This is a genomic window from Kitasatospora sp. NPDC022856 (genome assembly GCF_055561235.1).
On the sequence record NZ_JBVHHE010000024.1, the window covers coordinates 83,300 to 104,389 of the forward strand.

Annotated in this window: 19 protein-coding genes; 8 read left to right on the top strand and 11 right to left on the bottom strand. The window is 75.0% G+C overall.

Annotated elements, in window-relative coordinates; translation table 11 throughout:
* Nucleotides 1-20: 20 nt before the first annotated feature.
* Together ACZ34W_RS27230 and ACZ34W_RS27235 are read right to left on the bottom strand one after the other, a co-directional pair.
* Complete coding sequence (locus ACZ34W_RS27230) at nucleotides 21-590, bottom strand: hypothetical protein (protein WP_465607806.1); 570 nt, start codon at nucleotides 588-590, stop codon at nucleotides 21-23.
* Nucleotides 591-704: 114 nt separating this feature from the next.
* Nucleotides 705-2,096 (bottom strand): histidine-type phosphatase, encoded by a 1,392-nt coding sequence (locus ACZ34W_RS27235; RefSeq protein WP_465607808.1) that lies wholly within the window; start codon nucleotides 2,094-2,096, stop codon nucleotides 705-707.
* Between the two features lie 270 nt (nucleotides 2,097-2,366).
* Between ACZ34W_RS27235 and ACZ34W_RS27240 the strand changes: the two genes are divergently transcribed.
* Nucleotides 2,367-2,993 carry a DedA family protein gene (locus ACZ34W_RS27240; protein ID WP_329491535.1) on the top strand — a complete coding sequence of 209 codons (627 nt, stop codon included), beginning with the start codon at nucleotides 2,367-2,369 and terminating at the stop codon, nucleotides 2,991-2,993.
* A 142-nt stretch (nucleotides 2,994-3,135) separates the two neighbouring features.
* Here ACZ34W_RS27240 and ACZ34W_RS27245 read toward each other — a convergent pair whose 3' ends face one another.
* Entirely contained in the window at nucleotides 3,136-3,858 is a 723-nt protein-coding gene (locus ACZ34W_RS27245) for a ribonuclease H family protein (RefSeq protein ID WP_329491534.1), read from the bottom strand.
* 251 nt (nucleotides 3,859-4,109) lie between these two features.
* Here ACZ34W_RS27245 and ACZ34W_RS27250 point away from each other — a divergent pair, with 251 nt between their 5' ends.
* The gene (locus ACZ34W_RS27250; RefSeq protein ID WP_465607811.1) at nucleotides 4,110-5,798 is read left to right on the top strand and encodes an amidohydrolase; all 1,689 of its coding nucleotides are present in this window, start codon (nucleotides 4,110-4,112) and stop codon (nucleotides 5,796-5,798) included.
* A gap of 12 nt (nucleotides 5,799-5,810) precedes the next feature.
* On the opposite strand, the gene ACZ34W_RS27255 is transcribed toward ACZ34W_RS27250, so the two are convergent.
* Nucleotides 5,811-6,269 carry a MarR family winged helix-turn-helix transcriptional regulator gene (locus tag ACZ34W_RS27255; RefSeq protein WP_329491532.1) on the bottom strand — a complete coding sequence of 153 codons (459 nt, stop codon included), beginning with the start codon at nucleotides 6,267-6,269 and terminating at the stop codon, nucleotides 5,811-5,813.
* A gap of 799 nt (nucleotides 6,270-7,068) precedes the next feature.
* Here ACZ34W_RS27255 and dhbA point away from each other — a divergent pair.
* The 6 genes from dhbA to ACZ34W_RS27285 all read left to right on the top strand — a co-directional run bounded on the left by dhbA (nucleotide 7,069) and on the right by ACZ34W_RS27285 (nucleotide 12,706).
* Nucleotides 7,069-7,884, top strand: coding sequence for a 2,3-dihydro-2,3-dihydroxybenzoate dehydrogenase (gene dhbA / locus ACZ34W_RS27260; protein WP_465607814.1), 816 nt, complete (start codon nucleotides 7,069-7,071; stop codon nucleotides 7,882-7,884).
* 81 nt (nucleotides 7,885-7,965) lie between these two features.
* A complete protein-coding gene (locus ACZ34W_RS27265; RefSeq protein WP_329491530.1) occupies nucleotides 7,966-9,150 on the top strand; it encodes an isochorismate synthase in 1,185 nt (394 codons plus the stop codon).
* The gene (locus tag ACZ34W_RS27270; protein ID WP_465607817.1) at nucleotides 9,147-10,739 is read left to right on the top strand and encodes a (2,3-dihydroxybenzoyl)adenylate synthase; all 1,593 of its coding nucleotides are present in this window, start codon (nucleotides 9,147-9,149) and stop codon (nucleotides 10,737-10,739) included. Before ACZ34W_RS27265 ends, ACZ34W_RS27270 begins: the two co-directional genes overlap by 4 nt.
* Nucleotides 10,740-10,773: 34 nt before the next feature.
* Complete coding sequence (locus tag ACZ34W_RS27275; protein ID WP_465607819.1) at nucleotides 10,774-11,406, top strand: isochorismatase family protein; 633 nt, start codon at nucleotides 10,774-10,776, stop codon at nucleotides 11,404-11,406.
* Nucleotides 11,403-12,221: an ABC transporter ATP-binding protein gene (locus tag ACZ34W_RS27280; protein ID WP_329491527.1), complete on the top strand. Its 819-nt coding sequence runs from the start codon at nucleotides 11,403-11,405 to the stop codon at nucleotides 12,219-12,221. Before ACZ34W_RS27275 ends, ACZ34W_RS27280 begins: the two co-directional genes overlap by 4 nt.
* A complete protein-coding gene (locus ACZ34W_RS27285) occupies nucleotides 12,218-12,706 on the top strand; it encodes a GNAT family N-acetyltransferase (RefSeq protein ID WP_465607821.1) in 489 nt (162 codons plus the stop codon). Before ACZ34W_RS27280 ends, ACZ34W_RS27285 begins: the two co-directional genes overlap by 4 nt.
* A gap of 66 nt (nucleotides 12,707-12,772) precedes the next feature.
* Here the strand turns inward: ACZ34W_RS27285 and ACZ34W_RS27290 are convergent, their stop codons facing one another.
* The 7 genes from ACZ34W_RS27290 to ACZ34W_RS27320 all read right to left on the bottom strand — a co-directional run.
* On the bottom strand, nucleotides 12,773-13,885 hold the full coding sequence (locus ACZ34W_RS27290) for a FecCD family ABC transporter permease (RefSeq protein ID WP_465607823.1): 1,113 nt from the start codon (nucleotides 13,883-13,885) through the stop codon (nucleotides 12,773-12,775).
* Nucleotides 13,882-14,955, bottom strand: a complete 1,074-nt coding sequence (locus tag ACZ34W_RS27295; protein ID WP_465607825.1) for a FecCD family ABC transporter permease — start codon at nucleotides 14,953-14,955, stop codon at nucleotides 13,882-13,884. The genes ACZ34W_RS27290 and ACZ34W_RS27295 overlap by 4 nt, the downstream gene beginning before the upstream one ends.
* On the bottom strand, nucleotides 14,952-15,779 hold the full coding sequence (locus tag ACZ34W_RS27300; protein WP_465607827.1) for a siderophore-interacting protein: 828 nt from the start codon (nucleotides 15,777-15,779) through the stop codon (nucleotides 14,952-14,954). The genes ACZ34W_RS27295 and ACZ34W_RS27300 overlap by 4 nt, the downstream gene beginning before the upstream one ends.
* Nucleotides 15,780-15,897: 118 nt before the next feature.
* Complete coding sequence (locus ACZ34W_RS27305; protein ID WP_465607829.1) at nucleotides 15,898-17,628, bottom strand: ABC transporter ATP-binding protein; 1,731 nt, start codon at nucleotides 17,626-17,628, stop codon at nucleotides 15,898-15,900.
* Nucleotides 17,621-19,465, bottom strand: a complete 1,845-nt coding sequence (locus ACZ34W_RS27310; protein WP_465607831.1) for an ABC transporter ATP-binding protein — start codon at nucleotides 19,463-19,465, stop codon at nucleotides 17,621-17,623. Before ACZ34W_RS27310 ends, ACZ34W_RS27305 begins: the two co-directional genes overlap by 8 nt.
* A gap of 88 nt (nucleotides 19,466-19,553) precedes the next feature.
* The gene (locus ACZ34W_RS27315) at nucleotides 19,554-19,778 is read right to left on the bottom strand and encodes an MbtH family protein (protein ID WP_329491520.1); all 225 of its coding nucleotides are present in this window, start codon (nucleotides 19,776-19,778) and stop codon (nucleotides 19,554-19,556) included.
* Nucleotides 19,779-19,815: 37 nt separating this feature from the next.
* On the bottom strand, nucleotides 19,816-21,090 hold a 1,275-nt coding region (locus tag ACZ34W_RS27320), incomplete at its 5' end, for a non-ribosomal peptide synthetase (RefSeq protein ID WP_465607833.1).

The window sequence follows — 21,090 nt, forward strand, 5'->3', positions numbered from 1 at the left end:
GAGGACCCGCCCGGACGGTGTCAGCCGGCCACGGGCCGGGCCTGCGCGCCGAAGGCCCGCTCGGCGGCGGTCATCACCCAGTGCGGGAACTGCTCCAGCGGGATCGCCGGCGAGGCGGGGAATCCCGGGCGGATCGACGCCTCGGGGAAGAACGCGCCCCGGCACCGCCGGCACAGCCACCCGGCCTGCCACACCCGGGCGTGCAGTTGCCGGTGCGCCGCCTCCTCGGGCGACCCGGAGCCGGGCCGGCGGCGGGAGCGCGCGACGAGCTCCACGATCGCGGCGGCCGCCAGCAGGATCAGCGGGAGGATGAACGGACCGGCCAGGTAGCCCGCCCGGTAGGCCGCGTCGTACCCGGAGAGGTCCTCCCGGTCGCGGACCAGCGAGAGGATCCCGACCACGGCGAAGATCGCCGCCAGGGCGGACAGCGCGATCGCGCCGCCGCTCAGCTCCCGGGCCGGCTTCGGCTCGGGCGGCGGGGCGAGCAGCGCGCGAACCGGCTCCTCAAGCGGCTCCGTGGTGTCCGCGAGGGCCCGCGGCACCGGGACGGACCGGTCGGACGCCTCGCACTGCGGGCAGGTGGCACTCATCCGGCGGGTCACTCCTGAGAGGCTGTGGGGAATCGGTGAACGCGTAGTACAGCACACGGGGCTGACCCTCCGTGCCACCGGGCCCGCGGCCACCGCCCGCCCGGTCCCCGTCCGCTACGCGGTCCGGCCGAAGCAGCGCTCCAGCTCGTCCAGGTCGTAGAAGTAGCTGCCCTTCGAGACCGGCGCGCAGCCCGGCCGGAAGGCGGTCTGCTGCTCGTTGTAGAGCATCCGGACCAGGTAGTCGTCGCCCTTGCGGAAGACGTCCCACTGGATGTTCGCGCCCATCGGGGCCACCGTCGCGCCGCGCCAGGCGTTGCTCGCGTAGGTGTACGGTGACCCCTCGGTGACCTGGGTCGTGCTGCCGGGCAGCCGCATCAGCGCGGCGAGCGGGATGATCTCCTCGGCGTGGGTGAAGCGCAGCTCGGCGGCCGGACCGCCGGTGCCCGCCCGGCGGTTCTCGGCCTTGCGGAACAGGTCGTCGAGGAGCACTCCGGCCATCTTGTAGGTGATGTCCTGACCGGCGAAGCCCGGGCCCTTGGTGTAGAACTCCTCGGCGTTGTCGAGGTAGCCGAACCAGGCGGCCTCCTCGGAGCCGATGTAGCGGCCCAGGTGCCAGTCGCCCTCGTCGGTGAGGTCGGCGGTGACGCTGTACAGGTTGAAGACGGCCTGGGCCGCGTCGACCTCGTTCCCGGCGAAGGGGTAGCCGCCGGCCGCGAGGCGGTCGACGAACGGCCCGGTGAAGATCCGCTCCAGCACCTTCCGGGCCGCCCGGTGGCTGCGCGGCTGGTCCCGGACCGCCGCGAGGGTGGCCGCCAGCCGCGGGTCCTTCTTGACGTAGTCGGTGTAGTCCTTGTTCACGGCGGACTTGTGGAAGTAGAGCAGGTCGGTGTCGGTCCGGGCCGGGTCGACGGCCTTCGCCAGCGCCGGCTCGCCCGCCAGCAGGCCCTTGGTGAACTCGGTGCCCGAGTCGACCGCCCGGGGCTGGCCGGAGCTGACCACGTCGATCCGGTCCGGGCCCGCCGGGTCGTCGGCCCCGGCGGCGATCCGCCGGAAGAGGCCGGGGAGCCGCTGCTCCATCCGCTCGGCCGTGTCCTGGAGCGCCCGCCGGCCCTGCCCGGTCAGCGCCCCGTAGCCCACCTTCGCGTTGGCGTCCAGCAGCGCCCGCACGTCCGGGCCGAAGCCCTTGCCCACCCGGGTCAGCGCACCCTCGTCGGCGGCCTGCTGCCAGAGCTTCACCAGGAGGTCGCCGTCCTCGCTGTCGCTGAGCGCGCGGGCGCCGTGCCGGGAGACGGTCTGGGTGAAGACCGCGGTGTAGCCGTCCGGTGCCTGCTGCAGGCTCCGGACGCTCTGCAGCGGCCGGTAGGGCGCCTTGGTGGTGGCGCCGGCCGGCGTACCGAAGGCCGGGCCCGCCGCCGGGCCGCCGTGCGCCTGGGCGGGGACGGCCACGGCCAGGGACAGCAGCGCGGAAGCGGCCAGCGCCACGGTGGAGGTGAGGGTGCGTCGCATGGGGGGTCCAGGGGTCGCTCGGGAACGGGAGAGCCGGGCCGATCCCACTCGATCCGCGTGACCTCCGGGCGTCCCGCGCGTGTCGGCCCGGTGCACGGGCGGGCAACTCACCCTCGCCGGCGGCGGCCGGACGGCGGGCCCCGCCGGGCCGCGCACCACGTGCTGTGGCGGGTGGCGCGGGCGCACGAGTACGGTTCACCACGTGCCCAGTTCTCCCGCAGGACGACACCCGGACCGTCGGACGGCCGCGGCCGGGACCGGGTGAGCGGCGTGCCGCTGGCCGTCGACCCGACGAGCGGGGACTCCCTGCTCGCCGCCTTCGGCGCGCTGGCCGTGCTGGTGGTGGTGTTCGCCGAGTCGGGACTGCTGGTGGTGGGGTTCTTCCTCCCCGGTGACACCCTGCTGCTGCCCGCCGGGGTGCTCTGCGCCGCCGGCAGCCGCTCCGGGCCCCACCTGTCGCTCTGGCAGGTGATGCTCTGCGCCGCGGTGGGGGCGGTGGCCGGGGCCCAGGTGGGCTTCCTGCTCGGGCGCCACGGCGGCCGGCCGGCGCTGGCCCGCAGCCGCAGCGGACGGCTGAAGTCGGCGGCAGCCCGGGGGGAGGCGCTGCTGCGCCGCTACGGGTACCGGAAGGCGATCGTCCTGGGCCGCTTCGTGCCGCTGGTCCGGACGGTGCTCAGTCCGCTGGCGGGCATGCTGGACGTGCCCACCCGGACCTTCACCGTGTGGCAGATCGTCGGCGGTGTGCTCTGGTCGCAGAGCCTGGTGCTGCTGGGGTACTGGCTGGGCGCCGCCGTCCCCGGGATCGAGAGCTACCTGTGGCTGCTGGTGGGCGGCGTCGTGGTGCTCTCGCTGCTACCGCTGCTGCTGAACTCCCGCAAGGGGTCGGACCGGGGCTGACCGCCCGGCCGGCGGTCCACCCGGGCAGGCCGGGCGGACCGGGACGGCTCAGGTGGAGCGGGACGGCTCGGGCAGGCCGGGCGGACCGGGACGGCTCAGGTGGAGCGGGACGGCTCGGGCAGGCCGGGCGGACCGGGACGGCTCAGGTGGAGCGGGTGCCGGCCTCGGCGGCCTGGGCGCAGTCGGGGTGGCCCCAGCCGTCCGGGTTCTTGGCGATCGGGTCGCCGACGGCGTACGGGCGGCCGCAGCGGCAGGAGCCGGGGAACTTGGCCTTGGTCCGGCCCCCGGCGGACTTGGCGCCCGCCCGGCCGCCGGTCCGCTTGGCGGCCGGGGCCCCGGCCTGCCGGGACCCGGCCGACGGTGCGGCGTCCGCGCGGGGGGCGGGCAGCGGCGCGTCGACGGAGGTGCCGCTCGCCGGCTGCTGGGCCACCGCCGCGTCGCTCGCCGCCCGGTCGGCGACGGCGTTCAGCGGATCGCCGTCGACCTGGTGCGCGGGGACGTAGACGAACTCGACGTCGCGCCCGGCCAGCAGCGCGTCGATCGCCACGATCAGGTCCTTGTTGGCGACCGGTGTCCCGGCGGCGGTCTTCCAGCCCTTCCGGCGCCAGCCGGGCAGCCACTGGGTGACCGCCTTCATCGCGTACTGGGAGTCCATCCGGACCTCCAGCGGCACTCCCGGCCGGACCGCGCCCAGCAGTTCCTTCAGCGCGGTCAGTTCGGCGACGTTGTTGGTCGCGCGGCCGAGCGGTCCGGCCTCCCAGCGCTGCGGCCGGCCGTCGGCGTCGGCGATGACCCAGGCCCAGGCGGCCGGACCGGGGTTGCCCTTCGAAGCGCCGTCACAAGCGCCGATGATGCGTTCTGCCATGCGGCGATCATGCCAGTGCGCCGCGGGTCCGCGCACATGCCGGGCGCCCGGCACTCCGGGCGGCCCGGGCGGCGGACGGCCACCGACCGGGTGGATCGTGCCGGGGTCGGGCGGCTCGCCGCAGGGGCGCGGTCCGGTGGAGGGTTGACGAACGATCACGTGGGGTAGTGGCCCGGTCACCATTCGCATCCCACCCAAGGGGCAGCAGCACGGCCGAGCAGGCGGACCTCATCTTCCACGGCGGCGACATCGTGACCGTCGCCGAAGGGCCGGCGCCGGAGGCCGTCGCGGTCAAGGACGGGCTCATCGTCTTCGTCGGCGGCCTCGACGAAGCGGTCGACGGCTGGCGGGGGCCTCGGACGCGGCTGCGCGACCTCGCGGGACGGGCGCTGCTGCCGGGGTTCGTCGACGCGCACGGGCACCTCGGCGGGATCGGGCTGCAGGCGACCATCGCCGACCTGCTGGCCGCGCCCGACGGGGACGTCGCCGACCTCGCCACGCTGAAGGAGAAGCTGCGGGCCTGGGCGGAGGGCCCGGTGGGCCGGGACTCCGACTGGATCATCGGCTTCGGCTACGACGACGCGATGCTCGCCGAGGGCGTCCACCCGACCCGTGACGACCTCGACGAAGTCTCCCTCAGCCGCCCGGTGCTGGCCATCCACCAGTCCTTCCACCTGGGCGCGGTGAACAGCCTGGGCCTGGAGCGGCTGGGGTACGGCGCCGCCACGCCGGACCCGGAGGGCGGGGTCATCCGCCGCCGGGAGCTCGCGGTACCGCCCTCCTACGGCGAGCCCGACGGGGTGCTGGAGGAGAAGGCCTTCAATCCCGCCTCGGAGCTGGCGATGGCGGGCCTGCCCGAGGCCGCGCTGCTGGCCCTGTTCATCGAGGGCGCGGAGTCGGCGGCGCGGTTCGGCTTCACCACCGTGCAGGAGGGCGGTACCAGCCCGGCCAACCTCAAGGCGCTGCGGGACACCGCCGCCGCCGTGCCGTTCAAGATCGACGTGGTCGCCTACGTCAAGGCCGACCTGCTCGCCGACGCCCCGGAGGACGACCCGGTCGGCGCGAGCCGGGAGTACGTCGACGGGGTGCGCGCGGCCGGTGTGAAGCTGGTCCTGGACGGCTCGCCGCAGGGCCGCACCGCCTGGCTCACCGAGCCGTACCTGACCCCGCCGGCCGGACTGCCCGACGACTACCGCGGCTACCCCGCGATCGAGGACGACAGCACCGTCCTGAAGCAGGTCGGCACCGCCTACGCCCGGGGCTGGCAGGTGCTCGCCCACGTCAACGGGGACGCCGCGATCGACCAGTTCCTCAAGGCGGTCGAGGGCGCCACCGAGCTGACCGGCCCCGCCGACCGGCGGACGGTGGCGATCCACGCGCAGACCGCCCGCCGGGACCAGGTCCGGGAGTTCGCCCGGCTGGGCGTCATCCCGTCCTTCTTCTCCATGCACACCTACTACTGGGGCGACTGGTACCGGGGCACCGTCCTCGGGGAGGAGCGGGCCGCGACCATCTCGCCGGCCCGCTGGGCGCTGGACGAGGGCCTCGCCTACACCTCGCACCACGACGCCCCGGTGGCGCTGCCCAACTCGATCGCCATCCTGTCCAGCCAGGTGACCCGGCGCAGCCGGACCGAGGGCGTGGTGGTCGGCCCCGAGCAGTGCGTCGACGCCCTGGACGCCGTGCGCGCGATCACCGTCAACGCGGCCCGCCAGTACTTCGAGGAGGACCGCAAGGGCACCATCGAGGTCGGCAAGCTCGCGGACCTGGTGATCCTCAGCGCCAGCCCGCTGGCCGTCGACCCCGAGGAGATCAAGGACATCACCGTCGTCGAGACCATCAAGGCCGGTCGCACCGTCCACCCCGCGCCCGCCGGGGCGCTTCGCGCCACCGCGCTTCCCGACACGCCCCGGGCACCCGAGTGGGGGTACAGCTGCTGACGGGCCGGCACCTCACCGGCCGTGCCCGCGGACCGGCCGAGGGTCGGGCCGGGGCGCGGGCCGGTCGGGCCCGGCCTCGGCCTGCCCCAGGTGGCCGTTCAGCCGGTTCAGCATGTCGAACAGCCGGAGGCGCTCCTCGCCGGACAGCGGGGCGAGGACTTCGTCGTCGGCGGCGGCCAGGTCCGCGTTGATCCCGGCCGCCGCCGACCGGCCCGGCGCGGTGAGGTCGACGTGCACCCGCCGGCGGTCGGCCGAGGAGCGGGTGCACGTGACGTACCCGGCGACGACCAGGTCGTCGACCACCTTGATCACGTCACTGGAGCCGATCTCCAGCCGGGCGGCCAGCTCGCCCTTGGAGTGGCTGCCCTCCTCCTCCAGTGCGCAGAGCACCATCACGTGCCAGAGCCGGAGCCCGCGGCGGTCCGCCTGGGTCGCGAGGCGTCGACGGGCGGCCTGGCCGGTGCGGGACATGAGAAAGCTGCTCAGTGTCAGCAGCCCTGGTGCGGAGGGATTCATCCGGTCAGCCAATCTTCACCGGGACACGGGCCCGGGCGGGAGCCGTTGCACATGCGGGGCGGAGCCGCCGCCGGCCGGGAGGTCGGCCACGGCCGGCGGGTCGTGGAATCCGCCGCCGGGGAGCAGCCGGTCGGCGTGCGCGCGTCCGCACGGGGCGCGGGGGCGCGGGAAGGGCCTCGGCCACCCCGGCCGGCCCGTGACCCGGGATCGATCGACATAAGGTTAGCCTCGCCTAACTTATGAAGTCACGTCAAGGATCCCTCGGCGATCGGGGGAGTATCGGGGGAATCCGGGACAGTGAGCCCGGTGGGAGCGTCAGGGCCGGGCACCAGCCCGTCGGCCGGCAGCGGGGACTCCCTGATCGCGGCGCCGAGAACGCAGCGCCGCTGGATCCCGGCCGTCTCCCGCATGATGTCGCCGACGGCCTTCGCGCCGGAGAGGTGGTTCCACCGCTCGCCGACGCGGCCTCACCCCACTGCCAAGGCCGCGAGCGAAGCAATTCCCTTCCTCACAGCCTTAACTGAGGCCCTATCACCCGAGCGGGCGCCGGAGGTGATCCCATCCAGGCCGGCGAGCCGCGCACCACGACCTGCGCAGGCCGCGCCCGGCGAGGCATCCCGAGCCGCACCCCGGCACCGCTCGCGTTCCGGGGCACACCCACCCTGGTCGCCCCCGGGAAACATGGTTAGGCTAGCCTTACCGAACTGTTGCGCTCAGCCCATTCGACCGACCTGCCCGCTCCCGGAGATCTCTCATGCCGACTTCCCCCGTGGACGTCCCCGCTCCGCCCGCCACCGACACGGGAGTCCGGGCCTCGGCCGGCCCCGACCGCACCGCGGAGTTCGACGGGCGCGTCGCGCTCGTCACCGGCGCGGCCCAGGGCATCGGCGCCGCGGTCGCCCGCCTGCTCACCGAGCGCGGGGCCCACGTCGTGGCCACCGACCGGCGGGCCGACGGCCCCGGGCTCGGCCTGCTGGACGTCACCGACGCCGCCGCCGTCGAGGCCGAGGTCGAGCGCGTGGAGCGCACGGTCGGCCCGATCGACATCCTGGTCAACGTCGCCGGGATCCTGCGCCCGGCCCTCGCCGTGGAGACCACCGACGAGGACTGGGCGGCCACCTTCGCCGTCAACACCACGGGGGTGTTCCACACCTGCCGGGCGGTCGGACGCCGGATGGCCGGGCGCGGCGCCGGCAGCATCGTCACCGTCGGCTCCAACGCCGCCGGGGTGCCGCGCACCACGATGGCCGCCTACGCCGCCTCCAAGGCCGCCACCGCGATGTTCGTCCGCTGCCTCGGCCTGGAGCTCGCCCGGTCGGGCGTCCGCTGCAACCTGGTCTCCCCCGGCTCGACCGACACCGAGATGCAGCGCTCCCTGTGGCGCGACGACGCCGCCGAACAGCGCGTCGTCGACGGCGACCCGGCCAGCTACCGGGTCGGGATACCCCTCGGCCGGATCGCCGACCCCGAGGACATCGCCGAGGCCGTGGTGTTCCTGGCCGGCGACCGGGCCCGGCACATCACCATGCAGGACCTCTACGTCGACGGCGGCGCCACCCTGCGCGCCTGAGCCGTCCTCCTCCCCGCACTCGATCCACCGGTCGGACGATCCACCGGGCAGAGCCGATCCCGCCTTTCCGAACGGAGCAGCATGACCACAGTGAACGAGACCGGCGGCACCACCGCGGACCACCGCGTCGGCGGTGCCCTGCTGGCCGCCTACCGCCCGGGGCCCGACCGGGCGTTCTTCGCCGGTCCGAGAGGGACGCTGCTCGCCACGGGCAGCCGGGCGGCCGTCACCGATCCCGCCGAGGCCACCCGCCTGCTGCGGGAGGCGCGCACCCCGGAGCGGCCCGACCCGCTCGTGGTCGGCGCCGTCCCCTTCGCCCCCGGCCGCCCGGCCGCGCTCTTCATACCCGGCCGGACCCAGTGGGCCCAGCCGGTCCACGACGACCCGCTGCTGCGGCTCGCGCCCGAGGACCGCACCGGCCCGGTCTGGACCAGCCGTGCCGTCCCGGCCCCCGAGGGCTACCGGGACGCCGTCGCCGACGCCGTCCGGATCCTCGCCGCGGACGGCGAACTCAGCAAGGTCGTCCTCGCCCGGACCCTGGAGCTGTCCACCCCCGGTGGCGCCGACCTCCCGGCCATGCTCCGCCGGCTGATCCACCGTGACCCGCACGGCTACACCTTCGCCGTCCCCGGCCAGGGCAGCGCGACCCTGGTCGGCGCCAGCCCCGAGCTGCTGGTCTCCCGGCGCGGCACCGCCGTCACCTCCAACCCGCTGGCCGGCTCGGCCGCGCGCAGCGACGACCCGGTCGAGGACCGGCGGCGCGCCGCCGCCCTGCTGGAGTCCCCGAAGGACCTCGCGGAGCACGCCTTCGTGGTGGACGCCGTCCGGCGCGCGCTCGAACCCCACTGCTACGACCTGGTCGTGCCCGAGCGGCCGTCGGTGATCCGCACCGCCGCGATGTGGCACCTGTCCACGGTCGTCACCGGCACCCTGCGCGACCCCGCCACCAGCGCGCTCGACCTCGCGCTCGACCTGCACCCCACGCCGGCGGTCTGCGGGACGCCGACCGACCGGGCCCGCGCGCTGATCGGTACGCTGGAGCCCTTCGACCGCGGGTTCTACACCGGGGTGGTCGGCTGGGGGGACGCCGACGGCGACGGCGAATGGGTCGTCACGCTCCGCTGCGCGGAGGCCGACGGGGACGGCCTGCGGCTGTTCGCCGGCGCCGGCGTCGTCTCGGGCTCCGTGCCGGAGCACGAACTCGCCGAGACCAGCGCGAAGTTCCGCACCTTTCTCCACGCCGCCGGACTGGGAGACGACAAGTGACCGACTGGCCCGAGGAGTACGTCCGCCGCTACCGGGCGGCCGGCTACTGGACCGACGAACTGCTCGACGAGATGGTCCGCCGGCACGCCGCCGAGCGGCCGGGGCAGATCGCGGTCGTCGACGGGGAGCGTCGGTGGAGCTACGCCGAACTCGACCGGCGGGCCGACCGGATGGCCACCGGGCTGCTGGCCCGGGGCATCCGCCGGGGCGAGCGGATCGTCCTCCAGCTCCCCAACGTGGCCGAGTTCTACGAGGTGTTCATCGGCGCGCTGCGCGCCGGGGTGGTGCCGGTGATGGCGCTGCCCGCCCACCGGCACGCCGAGATCTCCTACTTCTGCGAGTTCGCCGGGGCCCGCGCGCTGATCGTGGCCGACCGGCACGCCGGCTTCGACTACCGGGAGATGGCCGGCCGGGTCACCGCCGCGGTGCCCGCCCTCGCCGAGGTCTTCGTGGCCGGCGACCCGGGGCCCTACACCTCGCTGGACGACCTGCGCGCCGACGAGCCCGCCCCGGTCCAGGACCCTCCCGCCGCCACCGACCTGGCCTTCCTCCAGCTCTCCGGCGGCAGCACCGGCCTGCCCAAGCTGATCCCCCGCTACCACTTCGACTACCTGTACAGCGTCCGCGAGTCCGCCGCGATCTGCGAGCTGAGCGCGGAGACCGTCTACCTCTGCGCGCTGCCCGCCGCGCACAACTTCCCGCTCAGCTCCCCCGGCAGCCTCGGCGTCTTCCACGCCGGCGGCAGGGTGGTCCTCGCCCCCGAGCCCAGCCCGGCCACCGCGCTGGCGCTGATCGAGAGCGAGCGGGTCACGCTGACCGGCGTCGTCCCGCCGCTCGCCCTCGCCTGGGCCAACGCGGCGCCCGGCGCCGGCCGGGACCTCTCCAGTCTGCGCCTGCTCCAGGTGGGCGGGGCCAAGCTCAGCGAGGAGGCCGCCCGCCGGCTCGGTCCCGCGCTCGGCTGCGCCCTCCAGCAGGTCTTCGGCATGGCCGAGGGCCTGGTGAACTACACCCGGCCCGAGGACCCGCAGGACACCGTGCTGACCACCCAGGGCCGTCCGATCTCCCCCGCCGACGAGGTGCGGGTGGTCGACGACGAGGACCGCGACCTGCCCGACGGCGCCACCGGCCACCTGCTCACCCGCGGCCCGTACACCATCCGCGGCTACTGGAACGCGCCCGGGCACAACGCCACCGCCTTCACCGGGGACGGCTTCTACCGCACCGGCGACCTGGTCCGCCGGACCGCCACCGGCCACCTGGTGGTCGAGGGCCGGGCCAAGGACCAGATCAACCGGGGCGGCGAGAAGGTCGCCGCCGAGGAGGTCGAGAACGTGCTGCTCGCCCACCCGGCCGTCCACGACGTGTCCGTGGTCGCCGTGCCCGACGAGCACCTCGGCGAACGCAGCCGGGCCTACGTGATCCTGCGCCCCGAGGCGCCCCGCCCGCGCGTCGTCGAGCTGAAGGCCTTCGTGCGCGCCCGCGGCCTGGCCGACTACAAGGTGCCCGACCTGGTCGAGTTCGTGACCGAGTTCCCGCAGACCGGCATCGGCAAGGTCAGCAAGAAGGACCTCCGCACCACCACCTCCTGACGCTCCGCCCCGGAAGAGAGCAAGTCCAGACACCATGCCTCTGCCCACCATCGCCCCGTACGATCCCCCGCGGGTCGACCAGCTCCCCGCGCCCAAGGTCCCGTGGCGGGTCGACCCCGCCCGGGCCGTCCTTCTCGTCCACGACCTGCAGAACTACTTCCTGTCCGCGTTCCCCGCCGAGGGCCCGCCGCTGGCCCCGGCCCTCGCCCGGACCGCCCAGGTCCTGGAGTACGCCCGCGGGAACGGCGTGCCCGTCGTCTACTCGCACCAGCGCGGTGGGCAGACCCCCGAGCAGCGCGGCCTCCAACTGGACTTCTGGGGGCCCGGATTGCCCGCCGACGCGTGGGCGCAGGCCGTCCCGGAGGCGGTCGCCCCGGCCGAGGGCGACACCCTGCTGCTCAAGTGGAAGTACAGCGCCTTCGCCCGCACCGAACTGGCCGACATCCTGGCCCGGTCCGGCCGCGACCAACTGGTGCTGGTCGGCGTCTACGCCCACATCGGCGTGCTGATGACGGCGGCCGACGCCTGGAGCCGCGACATCCAGGCCTTCGTGGTGGCCGACGCCACCGCCGACTTCTCCGCCGAGAAGCACCTGGAGGGCCTGCGCTGGGCCGCCGAGAAGTGCGCCGTCGTGCTGACCACCGACCAGCTCCTGGAGGCCTCGTGACCGCGCCCGAGGAGTCCGGGCGGCTCTACGCCGACCACGTGACGCTGCGCTACGGCGACCGCGCCATCGCGACCGACCTGTCGATCGGCGTGCCGGACGGCTCCTTCACCGTCATCGTCGGCCCCAACGCCTGCGGCAAGTCCACCCTGCTGCGGGCGTTCGCCAGGCTGCTCAAGCCGGCCGCCGGCCGGGTCCTGCTGGACGGCGAGCAGATCAGCGCGCTGCCCTCGAAGGAACTCGCCCGCCGGCTGGGCCTGCTCCCGCAGAGCTCCACCGCGCCCGACGGCATCACCGTGGCCGACCTGGTCTCCCGCGGGCGCTACCCGCACCAGGGGCTGTTCCGGCAGTGGTCCAGGGAGGACGACCGGGTGGTCGCGGAGTCGATGGCCGCCACCAACGTCGACACCCTCGCCGCCCGCTTCGTCGACGAGCTCTCCGGCGGCCAGCGCCAGCGGGTCTGGCTGGCGATGGCCATCGCCCAGCAGACCCCGCTGCTGCTGCTCGACGAGCCGACCACCTTCCTCGACATCGCCCACCAGGTCGAGGTCCTCGACCTGTGCGCCCGGCTGCACGAGGAGCAGAACCGCACCCTCGTCGCGGTGCTCCACGACCTCAACCAGGCCGCCCGCTACGCCAGTCACCTGATCGCCATGCGGGACGGCGCGGTGGTGGCCCAGGGCCCGCCCGGCGAGATCGTCACCGCCGAACTGGTCGAGAAGGTCTTCGACCTGCCCTGCCAGGTGATCGAGGACCCGCAGACCGGTACCCCGCTGGTGGTCCCGATGGCACCCGGACACCGGTCGAGGACCAGGTGAGCCGCACCGGTACCGGAACCCTGCCGGTACGGCGGGCGACGGCGGCCGACGCGGCGGCGCTCTTCGCGCTCTCCGAGCCGTCCATGGTCTCGGGTGAGCTGCGCCGCCGCCGGCCGGCCGACTACCGCTCGCCGGAGGACCGCTTCCTCCTGGTCGACGGCCCGTCCGGACCGGACGGCTGCGTGGCACTGCGACTGCTCGCCCCCGAGCTCCCGGCCCACCCCGCCCCGGGGCTGGTGCACAACTTCTGCGTCCGCGAGGGCCTGCGCGGCGCGGGCCTCGGCTCGCAGCTCCTGGACGCCCTGCTGGACGAGGCCGGGCGGCACGGGGTGCGCACCCTCGTCACCGCCAGCACCGGCGGCGGAGCGCTCTTCCGCCGTTACGGCTTCGAGGAGATCCCGGCCGCGCTCGCGCCGCGGGCCTGGGCCGACCGGCTGGACCCGGCCCGCCGCTCCCTGGTCTTCCTCAGGACGCTGGAGGGCTGAGACCGCCGCCGTACAGCCGAAGTCCCCGGGCCCGTGATCGGACCCGGGGACTTCGGCTGTACGGGGTCAGCCGCGCGAGGCCCGCCACTGACCGGCGATCAGCCAGACCAGGTAGCAGCCGCCCACCACGCCGGTGAACACACCGACCGGCAGCTGGGTGGGGGCGAGCAGGCGCTGCGCCGCCAGGTCGCTGACGGCCAGCAGCACCGCGCCCAGCAGCGCGGAGCCCACCAGGTTGGGGCCGGTGGCCCGGGTCAGCCGGCGGACGGCCTGCGGGGCGATCAGCGCCACGAACGGGACCGGGCCGGCCGCGGCGGTGGCGGCGGCCGTCAGCGCGACGCCGATCAGCACCAGCCAGATCCGCACCCGCTCGGTGCGCACCCCGAGCGAGGAGGCCGCGTCGTCGCCCATCTCCAGCATCCGCAGCGGGCGGCCGAGCAGCACCGCCGCCGGCAGCAGGACGGCCAGCGCGAGCGCCATCGGCCCGCAGTGCTCCCAGCCCCGCGCGTTGAGGCTGCCGGTCAGCCAGACCGCCGCGCTCTGCGCGTCGCTGAACGAGACCCGGGCGATCAGGTAGGCGTTGAGCGAGGAGAGCAGCGAGCTGACCCCGATGCCGACCAGCACCAGCCGGTAGCCCTGGGTGCCGCCGCGCCGGGCCAGCAGGTAGACCAGGAACGCGGTGACCAGCCCGCCCACCACGGCGCCGAAGGCGACGGTGGCGGCGCTGCCGCCGATCACCAGGATGACCGCCAGCGCCCCGGTGGCCGAGCCGACCGTGAAGCCGATGACGTCCGGGCTGCCCAGCGGGTTGCGGGCGAGCGTCTGGAAGAGCGCGCCGGCCAGACCGAGCGCGGCGCCCACCAGCAGGGCGGTCAGCAGCCGCGGCAGCCGCACCTCCATGACGATGTAGCGGTCCGCGCGGACGCCGCCGCCGGTGAGCACGTCGATCACGTCGGAGACCGGCAGCGGGTAGTCACCGGCCGTCAGCAGCCAGGCGCAGACGCCGAGCAGCGCGAGCACCAGCAGCCCGCCGACCACCGTCGCCCGCCGGTGCCAGCGCAGCGAGCGCCCGCCGGGCAGCCGCAGCGCGCGCAGCGGGACGGGGGGCCGGGCGGCGGGCCCGTCCGGCCCGGTCACGACGGGTGGGGCGGGCCGGGGGACCGTCAGGGGGCTGTTCACAGTCGGGCGATCCTTCGGCCGCGGACGAGGGCGATGAAGAGCGGCGCGCCGATGAAGGCGGTGACCACGCCGGCCTGGAGCTCCGCCGGGTGCAGGAGCACCCGGCCGAGGATGTCCGCGCCGACCAGCAGCACCGGGGCCAGGACCGCCGAGAGCAGCATGATCCAGCGCTGGTCGGGGCCGCAGACGTGGCGGGCGAGGTGCGGAACGGCCAGGCCGACGAAGGCGATCGGGCCGACCGCCGCGGTGGCGGCGCCGCACAGCAGCGTGACGGCGACCAGGCTGAACGCCCGGGTCCGGGCCGGGTGGGCGCCCAGCGCGTGCCCGGCGTCGTCGCCGAGGGCGAGGGCGTTCAGCGGACGGCCGAGCAGCAGGGCGAGCGCTCCGCCGGCCGCCAGGAACGGCAGCACCTGGCCGAGCACCGCGGAGTCGACGCCGGCCAGCGTGCCGACCTGCCAGAACCGGAACCGGTTGAGGGTCAGCGGATCGAGCAGGATCAGGCCGTTGACGAAGGCGGTCAGCACGGCGGTGACGGCGGTTCCGGCCAGCGCGAGGCGCGCGGGGGTCGCCGAGGCCCGGCCGCCGCCGCCGAGGATCTGCACCACCAGGGCCGCGACGGCGGCGCCCGCCAGGGCGAACCAGATGTAGGAGTGGAAGCTCCGCAGGTCGAACAGCGCCGTCCCGGCCGCGACGGCCGCGGCGGCGCCGCCGCTGACGCCGAGCAGGCCGGGGTCGGCCAGCGGGTTGCGGGTGAGCGCCTGCATCATCGCGCCGGCGACCCCGAGGGCGGCGCCGACGGCGATGCCGAGCAGCGTGCGCGGGATCCGCGCGTGGTGCACCACGATCCAGTCCTCGGACGTGGGCTCGTGGTGGAACAGGACGTGCAGGACCTGGCCGGGCGGGATGTAACGGGCGCCGATCGCGATGCCCGCGAGGGCGAGCAGAACCAGCAGCACCAGTGCTCCGAGGAGCCAGGCCAGCCGCCGGCCGGTGCCGATCCGCCCGGGCGGGGTGGTCTTCGCCCCGGCCGCGGCGGGAGCCGCGGCGCGCGGCACAGTGGCGGTCGTCATGCGTGCTCGTGCTCGCCCTCGTGGTGGTCGTGGTTGGCGACGCCACGCTTCCAGTAGCCGTCCACGTCGACCTGGTGGCGGTCCAGGCCGCGCTCCGCCCGCAGGTGACGGCGGATCGGCTTGAGCGCGTTGGCCTCACCCGCGACCCACGCGAAGCCCAGGCCGGGCGGCAGCTGCGCCGCGCGGACGGCCCGCTCCAGCAGGTCGGTGCTGCCGGCCGGGGCGTCGCCGCGGTGCAGCCAGGTGACGGTCGCGTCGGTGGCGGTCTCGAAGACCTGCTCGTGCTCGGGCCCGGGCACCTCGGCGAAGGCGATCACCTTGACGCCGGCGGGGAGCATCTCCAGCCAGCGGCCGAGCGCCGGGATGGCGGTCTCCTCGGCCGCGAGCAGGTACCAGTCGTGGACGAAGGGGATCTCCTCCGACCCGCGCGGGCCCAGGACGCCCAGCCGCATGCCGGGTTCGGCGGCCTCGGCCCAGCTGGAGCCGACGCCGCTGCCGTGCAGCACCATGTCGATGTCGAGCTCCTGCTCGGCCCGCCGGTAGTGGCGCACGGTGTAGTCGCGGGTGATCGGCTCGACCGGGGCGTCCATCCAGGTGTCGTTCTCGACCACCGGCGCGACCGGCAGGGCGGCCCCGTCCTCGGCGAAGCAGAGCTTCACGTGGTCGGTCGGGGCCTGCTCGCAGAAACCTTCGAGGTCGGGACCGCCGAAGGTGACCCGCACCGTGCCGGGCGTGACCCGGGTGACCCGCCGGACTTCCAGCAGGCGGTACTTCAGCGGGTGGCGAACGATCCGCATGCGCGGCGGCGCGGTTTCGGTGGTCATCGGTCAGCCCAATCCGGTGGGAGGTGTGCGCAGGCCGGGAGGCGCGGGAGCCGCCCCCCGGTGAACGGGGAGCGGCACCAGCACCCACTTCCGATTAGGTTAGCCTAACCTCGTATTGTCAGACCAGTCGCGTCGCCCCGATCGACCGCCCACCTGCCGGTTCGTCACCGACCAGGTGGCCGCCGTCCAGCCGGACGACGCGGGGCAGCCGCGCGATGGTGGCCGGCCGGTGCGCGATCACGATCAGCGTGCAGTCCGCCCGCAGCTCGTCCAGGGCGTGCTCCAGCCGGGCCGCGGTGGCCGGGTCGATGTCGGCCGTCGCCTCGTCGAGGACCAGGACGGCCGGGTCGGCCAGCACCGCGCGGACCAGGCCGAGGATCTGCCGCTCCCCCGCCGACAGGTTGCCGCCGCGCAGCCCGACCTCCGCGTCCAGACCGCCCGGCAGTTCGGCGAGCCAGGCCCGCAGGCCCAGCTGGTCGACCGTCCGCTCGATGGCCGCGCGGTCCGGTGCGCCCTGGACCAGGGCCAGGTTCTCGGCCACCGTGCCGGTGACCATCCGCACCTCCTGCGGCACCAGCACGATCCGGCGGCGCAGCTCCGCCTCGGGCACGGCCGCGAGGTCGGTGCCGGCGAAGCTGACGGTGCCGGAGTCCGGGCGGTAGAGGCCGCAGAGCAGCTTGGACAGCGTGGTCTTCCCGGAGCCGGTCTCGCCGACGACCCCGGTGCGGCTCCCCTCGGGGAAGTCCAGGCTGATCCCGTGCAGGGTGCGGCCGCCCGCCCGGTAGGCGTACTCGACGCCCTCGCAGCGCAGGTCGCCCCGGGCCGGCAGGGCGGTGGCGGCCGTCTTCGGGCGGTCCGCGGGGGCGGTCGCCGCCAGCAGGTCCAGCAGCCGGGCCAGGCCGGTGCGCGCCGTCTGCACCTCGCCGACCAGCTGCGAGAGGTCGGCGAAGGAGTCGAAGAGGTTGCGGCTGGCGAGCACGAAGACGACCACGGCGTCGATGGTCAGGGTGCCCCGCACGACCAGCCAGCCGCCGACCAGCAGCAGCACCACGAGGGCCAGACCCTCGATCAGGCTCACCAGGTCGATCCGGTTCTCCACCCGCAGCGCCCGGCGGGCGGCGTGCACCGCCCGGGTGTTCTCGCCGTCGAAGCGGCGCGTCCACCCGGCCAGGCCGCGCGAGGTCTGGAGGGCCTCACGGGCGGTCAGGGTCTCGGAGAAGGTGGCCGCGACGGTGGCCTCCGCGCCGGCCTTGGCGCCGAAGGCCGCGCCGGCGTCGCGCTGGAACCAGCGGGTGACCAGCAGGGTCAGCGGGACGAAGACGACCAGCTGGACGAGGAGCAGCACCCAGGAGTACCAGGCCAGCATCACCAGGGTGAAGACCAGGGTCGCCACCGAGGCGACCAGGCTGCGCAGGTGCAGCCGGACGAACGCGGCCAGCGCGGCGACCTCACCGGTCGAGCGCCGCAGCAGCTCGCCGCTGCGGTGGGTCTCCAGGAAGCGCAGCGGCGCGGTCGCCAGGTTCTCCACGCACTGCTCGCGCAGGGTGCGGACGACCTGCTCGCCGCCCTGGATCAGCAGCAGTTCGCCGACCCGGGCCAGCACCAGCTGGCCGACCGCGAACACGGCGAGCAGCAGGACGGCCAGGCCGAGGCCGCCGCGGTCCTCGTGGTCGAGCGCGTAGGCGGCCACGCCGACCAGCGGGGCGACGGCGACCAGCGCGGCGGAGTCGGCGAGGCCGACCAGCAGCGCGACGACGAGCCGGGCCCGGTGCGGGCGCAGGTACGGCGCCGCCCGGCGCAGCACCCCCCGGTGGTCCGCCTCGTCCTGGAGCAGGGGCTGCTCAGCCATGGGCCGCCTCCGCGGTGGTCGCAGTCATGGCGCTCTCGGGCCTTCCGGTCGGGTCGGCTCCGGGGGTGCCGGGGGTCGTCGTGGCGGTGTCGTCGGACGCCTGGGAGCGCAGCCGGACCACCCGGTCGGCGGCCTCCAGGACGGCGCCGCGGTGCGAGGCGAAGACGACCGTGCGGCCGGCGGCCCAGCCGCGCAGCCGTTCCAGCACGAGCTTCTCGGTCGTGGTGTCCAGCGCGGAGGTCGAGTCGTCCAGCAGCAGCACCCGGGGGTCGCCGAGCAGGGCGCGGGCGATGGCCAGCCGCTGGACCTGGCCGCCGGAGAGGGCGGTGCCGCCCTCGCCCAGCTCGGTCAGGTAGCCGTCGGGCATCGCGGTGAGCTGGTCGTGGATGCCGGCGGTCCGGCAGGCCTCGTGCAGCGCCGCGTCGTCGAACTCGCGGCCGAGCCGGAGGTTGTCGGCGACGGTGCCGGAGAGCAGGACCGGCCGCTGGGACACGTAGGCGATCCGCGACCGGACCTCGTCCAGCCGGACGTCGCGCAGGTCGACGCCGCCGTAGGAGACGGTTCCGGCGTCCGGGTCGTCGAGGCGGACGGCAAGGCGCAGCAGGGTGCTCTTGCCGGAGCCGGTGGCGCCTTCCAGGGCGACGAACTCGCCGTCCCCGACCGCCAGGTCGACCGGGCCGAGCACGGTCCGGCCGTCCCGGACGGCGGTGGCGCCGGCCAGCACCAGGGTGCCGGAGGCGGGCAGGTCCACCGCCCGGTCGGAGGCGGGTTCGGCGACCACCGGGCGGATGCACAGGGCCTCGTCGATCCGGGCGGCCGCGACGTCGGCCTGGCCGCGCTCCAGCAGACGGTCCACCAGGACCCGGGTGGCGAGGGTGATGATCGCCATCCAGGAGGTGTAGGCGACCAGGTCGCCGATGGAGAGCCGCTCGTCGAGGACGGCCAGGCCGCCGATGCCGACGCCGGCCGCGACGGCGAGCCGGGGGACGAACGGCGCCACGGCCGCCCAGCCGGCCTCCACCCGGGCGGCGACGACGGTCCGGTCGGTGACGTCGGCGCTGGCGGTGTGGTGGCGGTCGACCAGGGGCCGGTGGCCGCCGGTGCCGCGCAGGCCGGTGCCCACCTGGAGCAGGTCGGCGACGGCGTCGGCGCGTTCGCTGTGGGCCCGGGAGAGCTCACCGCTGGCGGCGGCGAACCGCTTGGGGAAGTGGAGGTTGACCCAGACCAGGAACGGCAGGGTCGCCAGGGTGACCAGCAGCAGGGTCAGGTCGAGGGCGGCGAGGGCGGGCAGCAGGACCACGAAGGTGGTGGCCAGCACCACCCAGACGGCCAGGCCGTGCACCCACTCGCGGACCAGGTCGGTGTCGCGGGTCGCGCGCATGGCGAGGTCGCCGTGCCCGCGCGAGGCGAGCGCGGCCCGGTCCAGGCCGGAGAGGTGGCGCAGCAGTCGGCCCCTCAGGTCGGCGCCCACCTTGGCATCGGCGTAGCCGGCCCAGTACTGCCAGCCGTAGAGGCCGACGAACTGGACCGCGGCGGCGCCGGCGGCGGCGCCGGACCAGAGCAACAGGGCCCCGTCGTCGCCGGGCTTGATGCCCTCGTCCAGGGCCTGGCTGACGCACCACGGCACGGCCAGGAGGGCGATCTGGCGGATCGCCGCCGCCACCATCGCCGCGGCCACCGTGGCCCGGTGGGGCCGCAGGGAGCTTCGCAGCAGGGCGCGGGCCCGACGGCGGCGCTCCGGGGAGAGTGCTCCGGGCGCCAGGTCCTCGTCCGCGAGTTCCTCGGCCGTCAGGCCGTCCTGGGGCCCCGCGGCGGGTTCCGTCTGTCGGTTGCTCACATCGCTCACTCGATCGCTCGCCCGTCTGGTCACTGATTCGAATACGGGGCGGGGGGACGGCCGGTCGGGCCGTCCCCCCTGTGGTGGGTCAGACGCCGGCGGCGGCCGTACGGGCGACCAGGCCGGCCGGGCGCATGTCCGTCCAGTTGGCGTCCACGTAGGCGGTGCACGCCTCACGGCTGTCCTCGCCGTGCACGACCGTCCAGCCGGCCGGGATCTCGGCGAAGGCGGGCCAGAGGGAGTGCTGGTTCTCCGCGTTGACGAGCACGAAGTAACGGGCGTCGTCGTCCTCGAACGGGTTGGTGGCGCTCATGTCGTCTCCTTGGGGGTAGTGGTCGGTGGACGGGCGGTCAGCCGGAACAGGCCGGCCTGCTCTCAGGCTCCTCGCCGAGCGAGGCCGTGACGAGACGGTCGACGAGGAACTCGGCGAGCGCCGCCACGGTCGGCCGGGCCAGCAGGTCGGCGAGGCCGAAGTCACCGGCGAACTCCGCCCGGATCCGCTGGAGCAGCGACATCGCGAGCAGCGAGTGGCCGCCGAGGTCGAAGAAGTTCTCGTCGATCCCGAGTGCGGGCAGGCCCAGCACGTCGGTGAACGCCGCGTGCACGGCCTGCTCGCTCGGGTACCTCGGTCCGCGCAGCGGTCCCGACGCGGTGAAGTCGGTGGCGCTGGGCGCGGGGAGGGCCTTGCGGTCGAGCTTGCCGTTGACGGTCAGCGGCAGCTCGTCCAGCACCACGAACGCCGACGGCACCATGTACTCGGGCAGCCGGGCGGCCAGCATACGCCGGACCGCGGCGGCCTCGATAAGGGTACCCTCACCCGGCACCAGGTAGGCGACCAGGCGCTTGACGCCGGGGGTGTCCTCGCGGACCAGCACGGCGGCCTGGGCCACGGCCGGGTCCAGGGCGATGGCGTCCTCGATCTCGCCCGGCTCGACCCGGTAGCCGCGGATCTTCACCTGGTCGTCGGCACGGCCGAGGAAGTCCAGCAACCCGTCCTGACGCCAGCGCACCACATCACCGGTGCGGTACATCCGGGCCCCCGGCGCGCCGAACGGGTCCGCGACGAAACGCTCCGCCGTCAGCCCCGCCCGGTTGAGGTAACCCCGCGCCAGACCCACACCCGACACGTACAGCTCGCCCGCCACACCCACCGGAACCGGCCGCAGACAGGCGTCCAGGACGTACGCCCGGGTGTTCCAGATCGGCCGGCCCACCGTCGCGGTCGCCGAGTCCAGCGTCCCACCACCGAGGGTGTTGATGGTGTACTCGGTCGGCCCGTACAAGTTGTAGCCCATGACGCCCGGCGTCTCGCGCAGCCTGGTCCAGAGCGTCTCCGCCACCGCCTCACCACCCAGCAGCACCAGCACCGGACGGTGCCGGTCCTCGTCCAGCAGGCCCCGGTCGACGAGCGCCTGGGCGTAGGACGGCGTCACGTTGATGACGTCTATGGCGTACTCGGCGCAGTACGCGGAGAGCGCCTCGGCGTCGCGGCGCAGGGCCTCGTCCAGGACGTGGACCTCGTGGCCCTCCACCAGCCAGAGCAGTTCCTCCCAGGACATGTCGAAGGAGAACGAGACGGTGTGCGCGATCCGCAGCCGGCGACCGCCCGCGGACTCGACCACCGG

Excerpts from the sequence above, each read along its gene's own strand:
- ACZ34W_RS27230 (WP_465607806.1), bottom strand. The coding sequence starts at position 590 with ATGAGTGCCACCTGCCCGCAGTGCGAGGCGTCCGACCGGTCCGTCCCG.
- ACZ34W_RS27235 (WP_465607808.1), bottom strand. The coding sequence starts at position 2,096 with ATGCGACGCACCCTCACCTCCACCGTGGCGCTGGCCGCTTCCGCGCTG.
- ACZ34W_RS27245 (WP_329491534.1), bottom strand. The coding sequence starts at position 3,858 with ATGGCAGAACGCATCATCGGCGCTTGTGACGGCGCTTCGAAGGGCAAC.
- ACZ34W_RS27255 (WP_329491532.1), bottom strand. The coding sequence starts at position 6,269 with ATGTCCCGCACCGGCCAGGCCGCCCGTCGACGCCTCGCGACCCAGGCG.
- dhbA (WP_465607814.1), top strand. The coding sequence starts at position 7,069 with ATGCCGACTTCCCCCGTGGACGTCCCCGCTCCGCCCGCCACCGACACG.
- ACZ34W_RS27265 (WP_329491530.1), top strand. The coding sequence starts at position 7,966 with ATGACCACAGTGAACGAGACCGGCGGCACCACCGCGGACCACCGCGTC.
- ACZ34W_RS27275 (WP_465607819.1), top strand. The coding sequence starts at position 10,774 with ATGCCTCTGCCCACCATCGCCCCGTACGATCCCCCGCGGGTCGACCAG.
- ACZ34W_RS27295 (WP_465607825.1), bottom strand. The coding sequence starts at position 14,955 with ATGACGACCGCCACTGTGCCGCGCGCCGCGGCTCCCGCCGCGGCCGGG.
- ACZ34W_RS27300 (WP_465607827.1), bottom strand. The coding sequence starts at position 15,779 with ATGACCACCGAAACCGCGCCGCCGCGCATGCGGATCGTTCGCCACCCG.
- ACZ34W_RS27305 (WP_465607829.1), bottom strand. The coding sequence starts at position 17,628 with ATGGCTGAGCAGCCCCTGCTCCAGGACGAGGCGGACCACCGGGGGGTG.
- ACZ34W_RS27315 (WP_329491520.1), bottom strand. The coding sequence starts at position 19,778 with ATGAGCGCCACCAACCCGTTCGAGGACGACGACGCCCGTTACTTCGTG.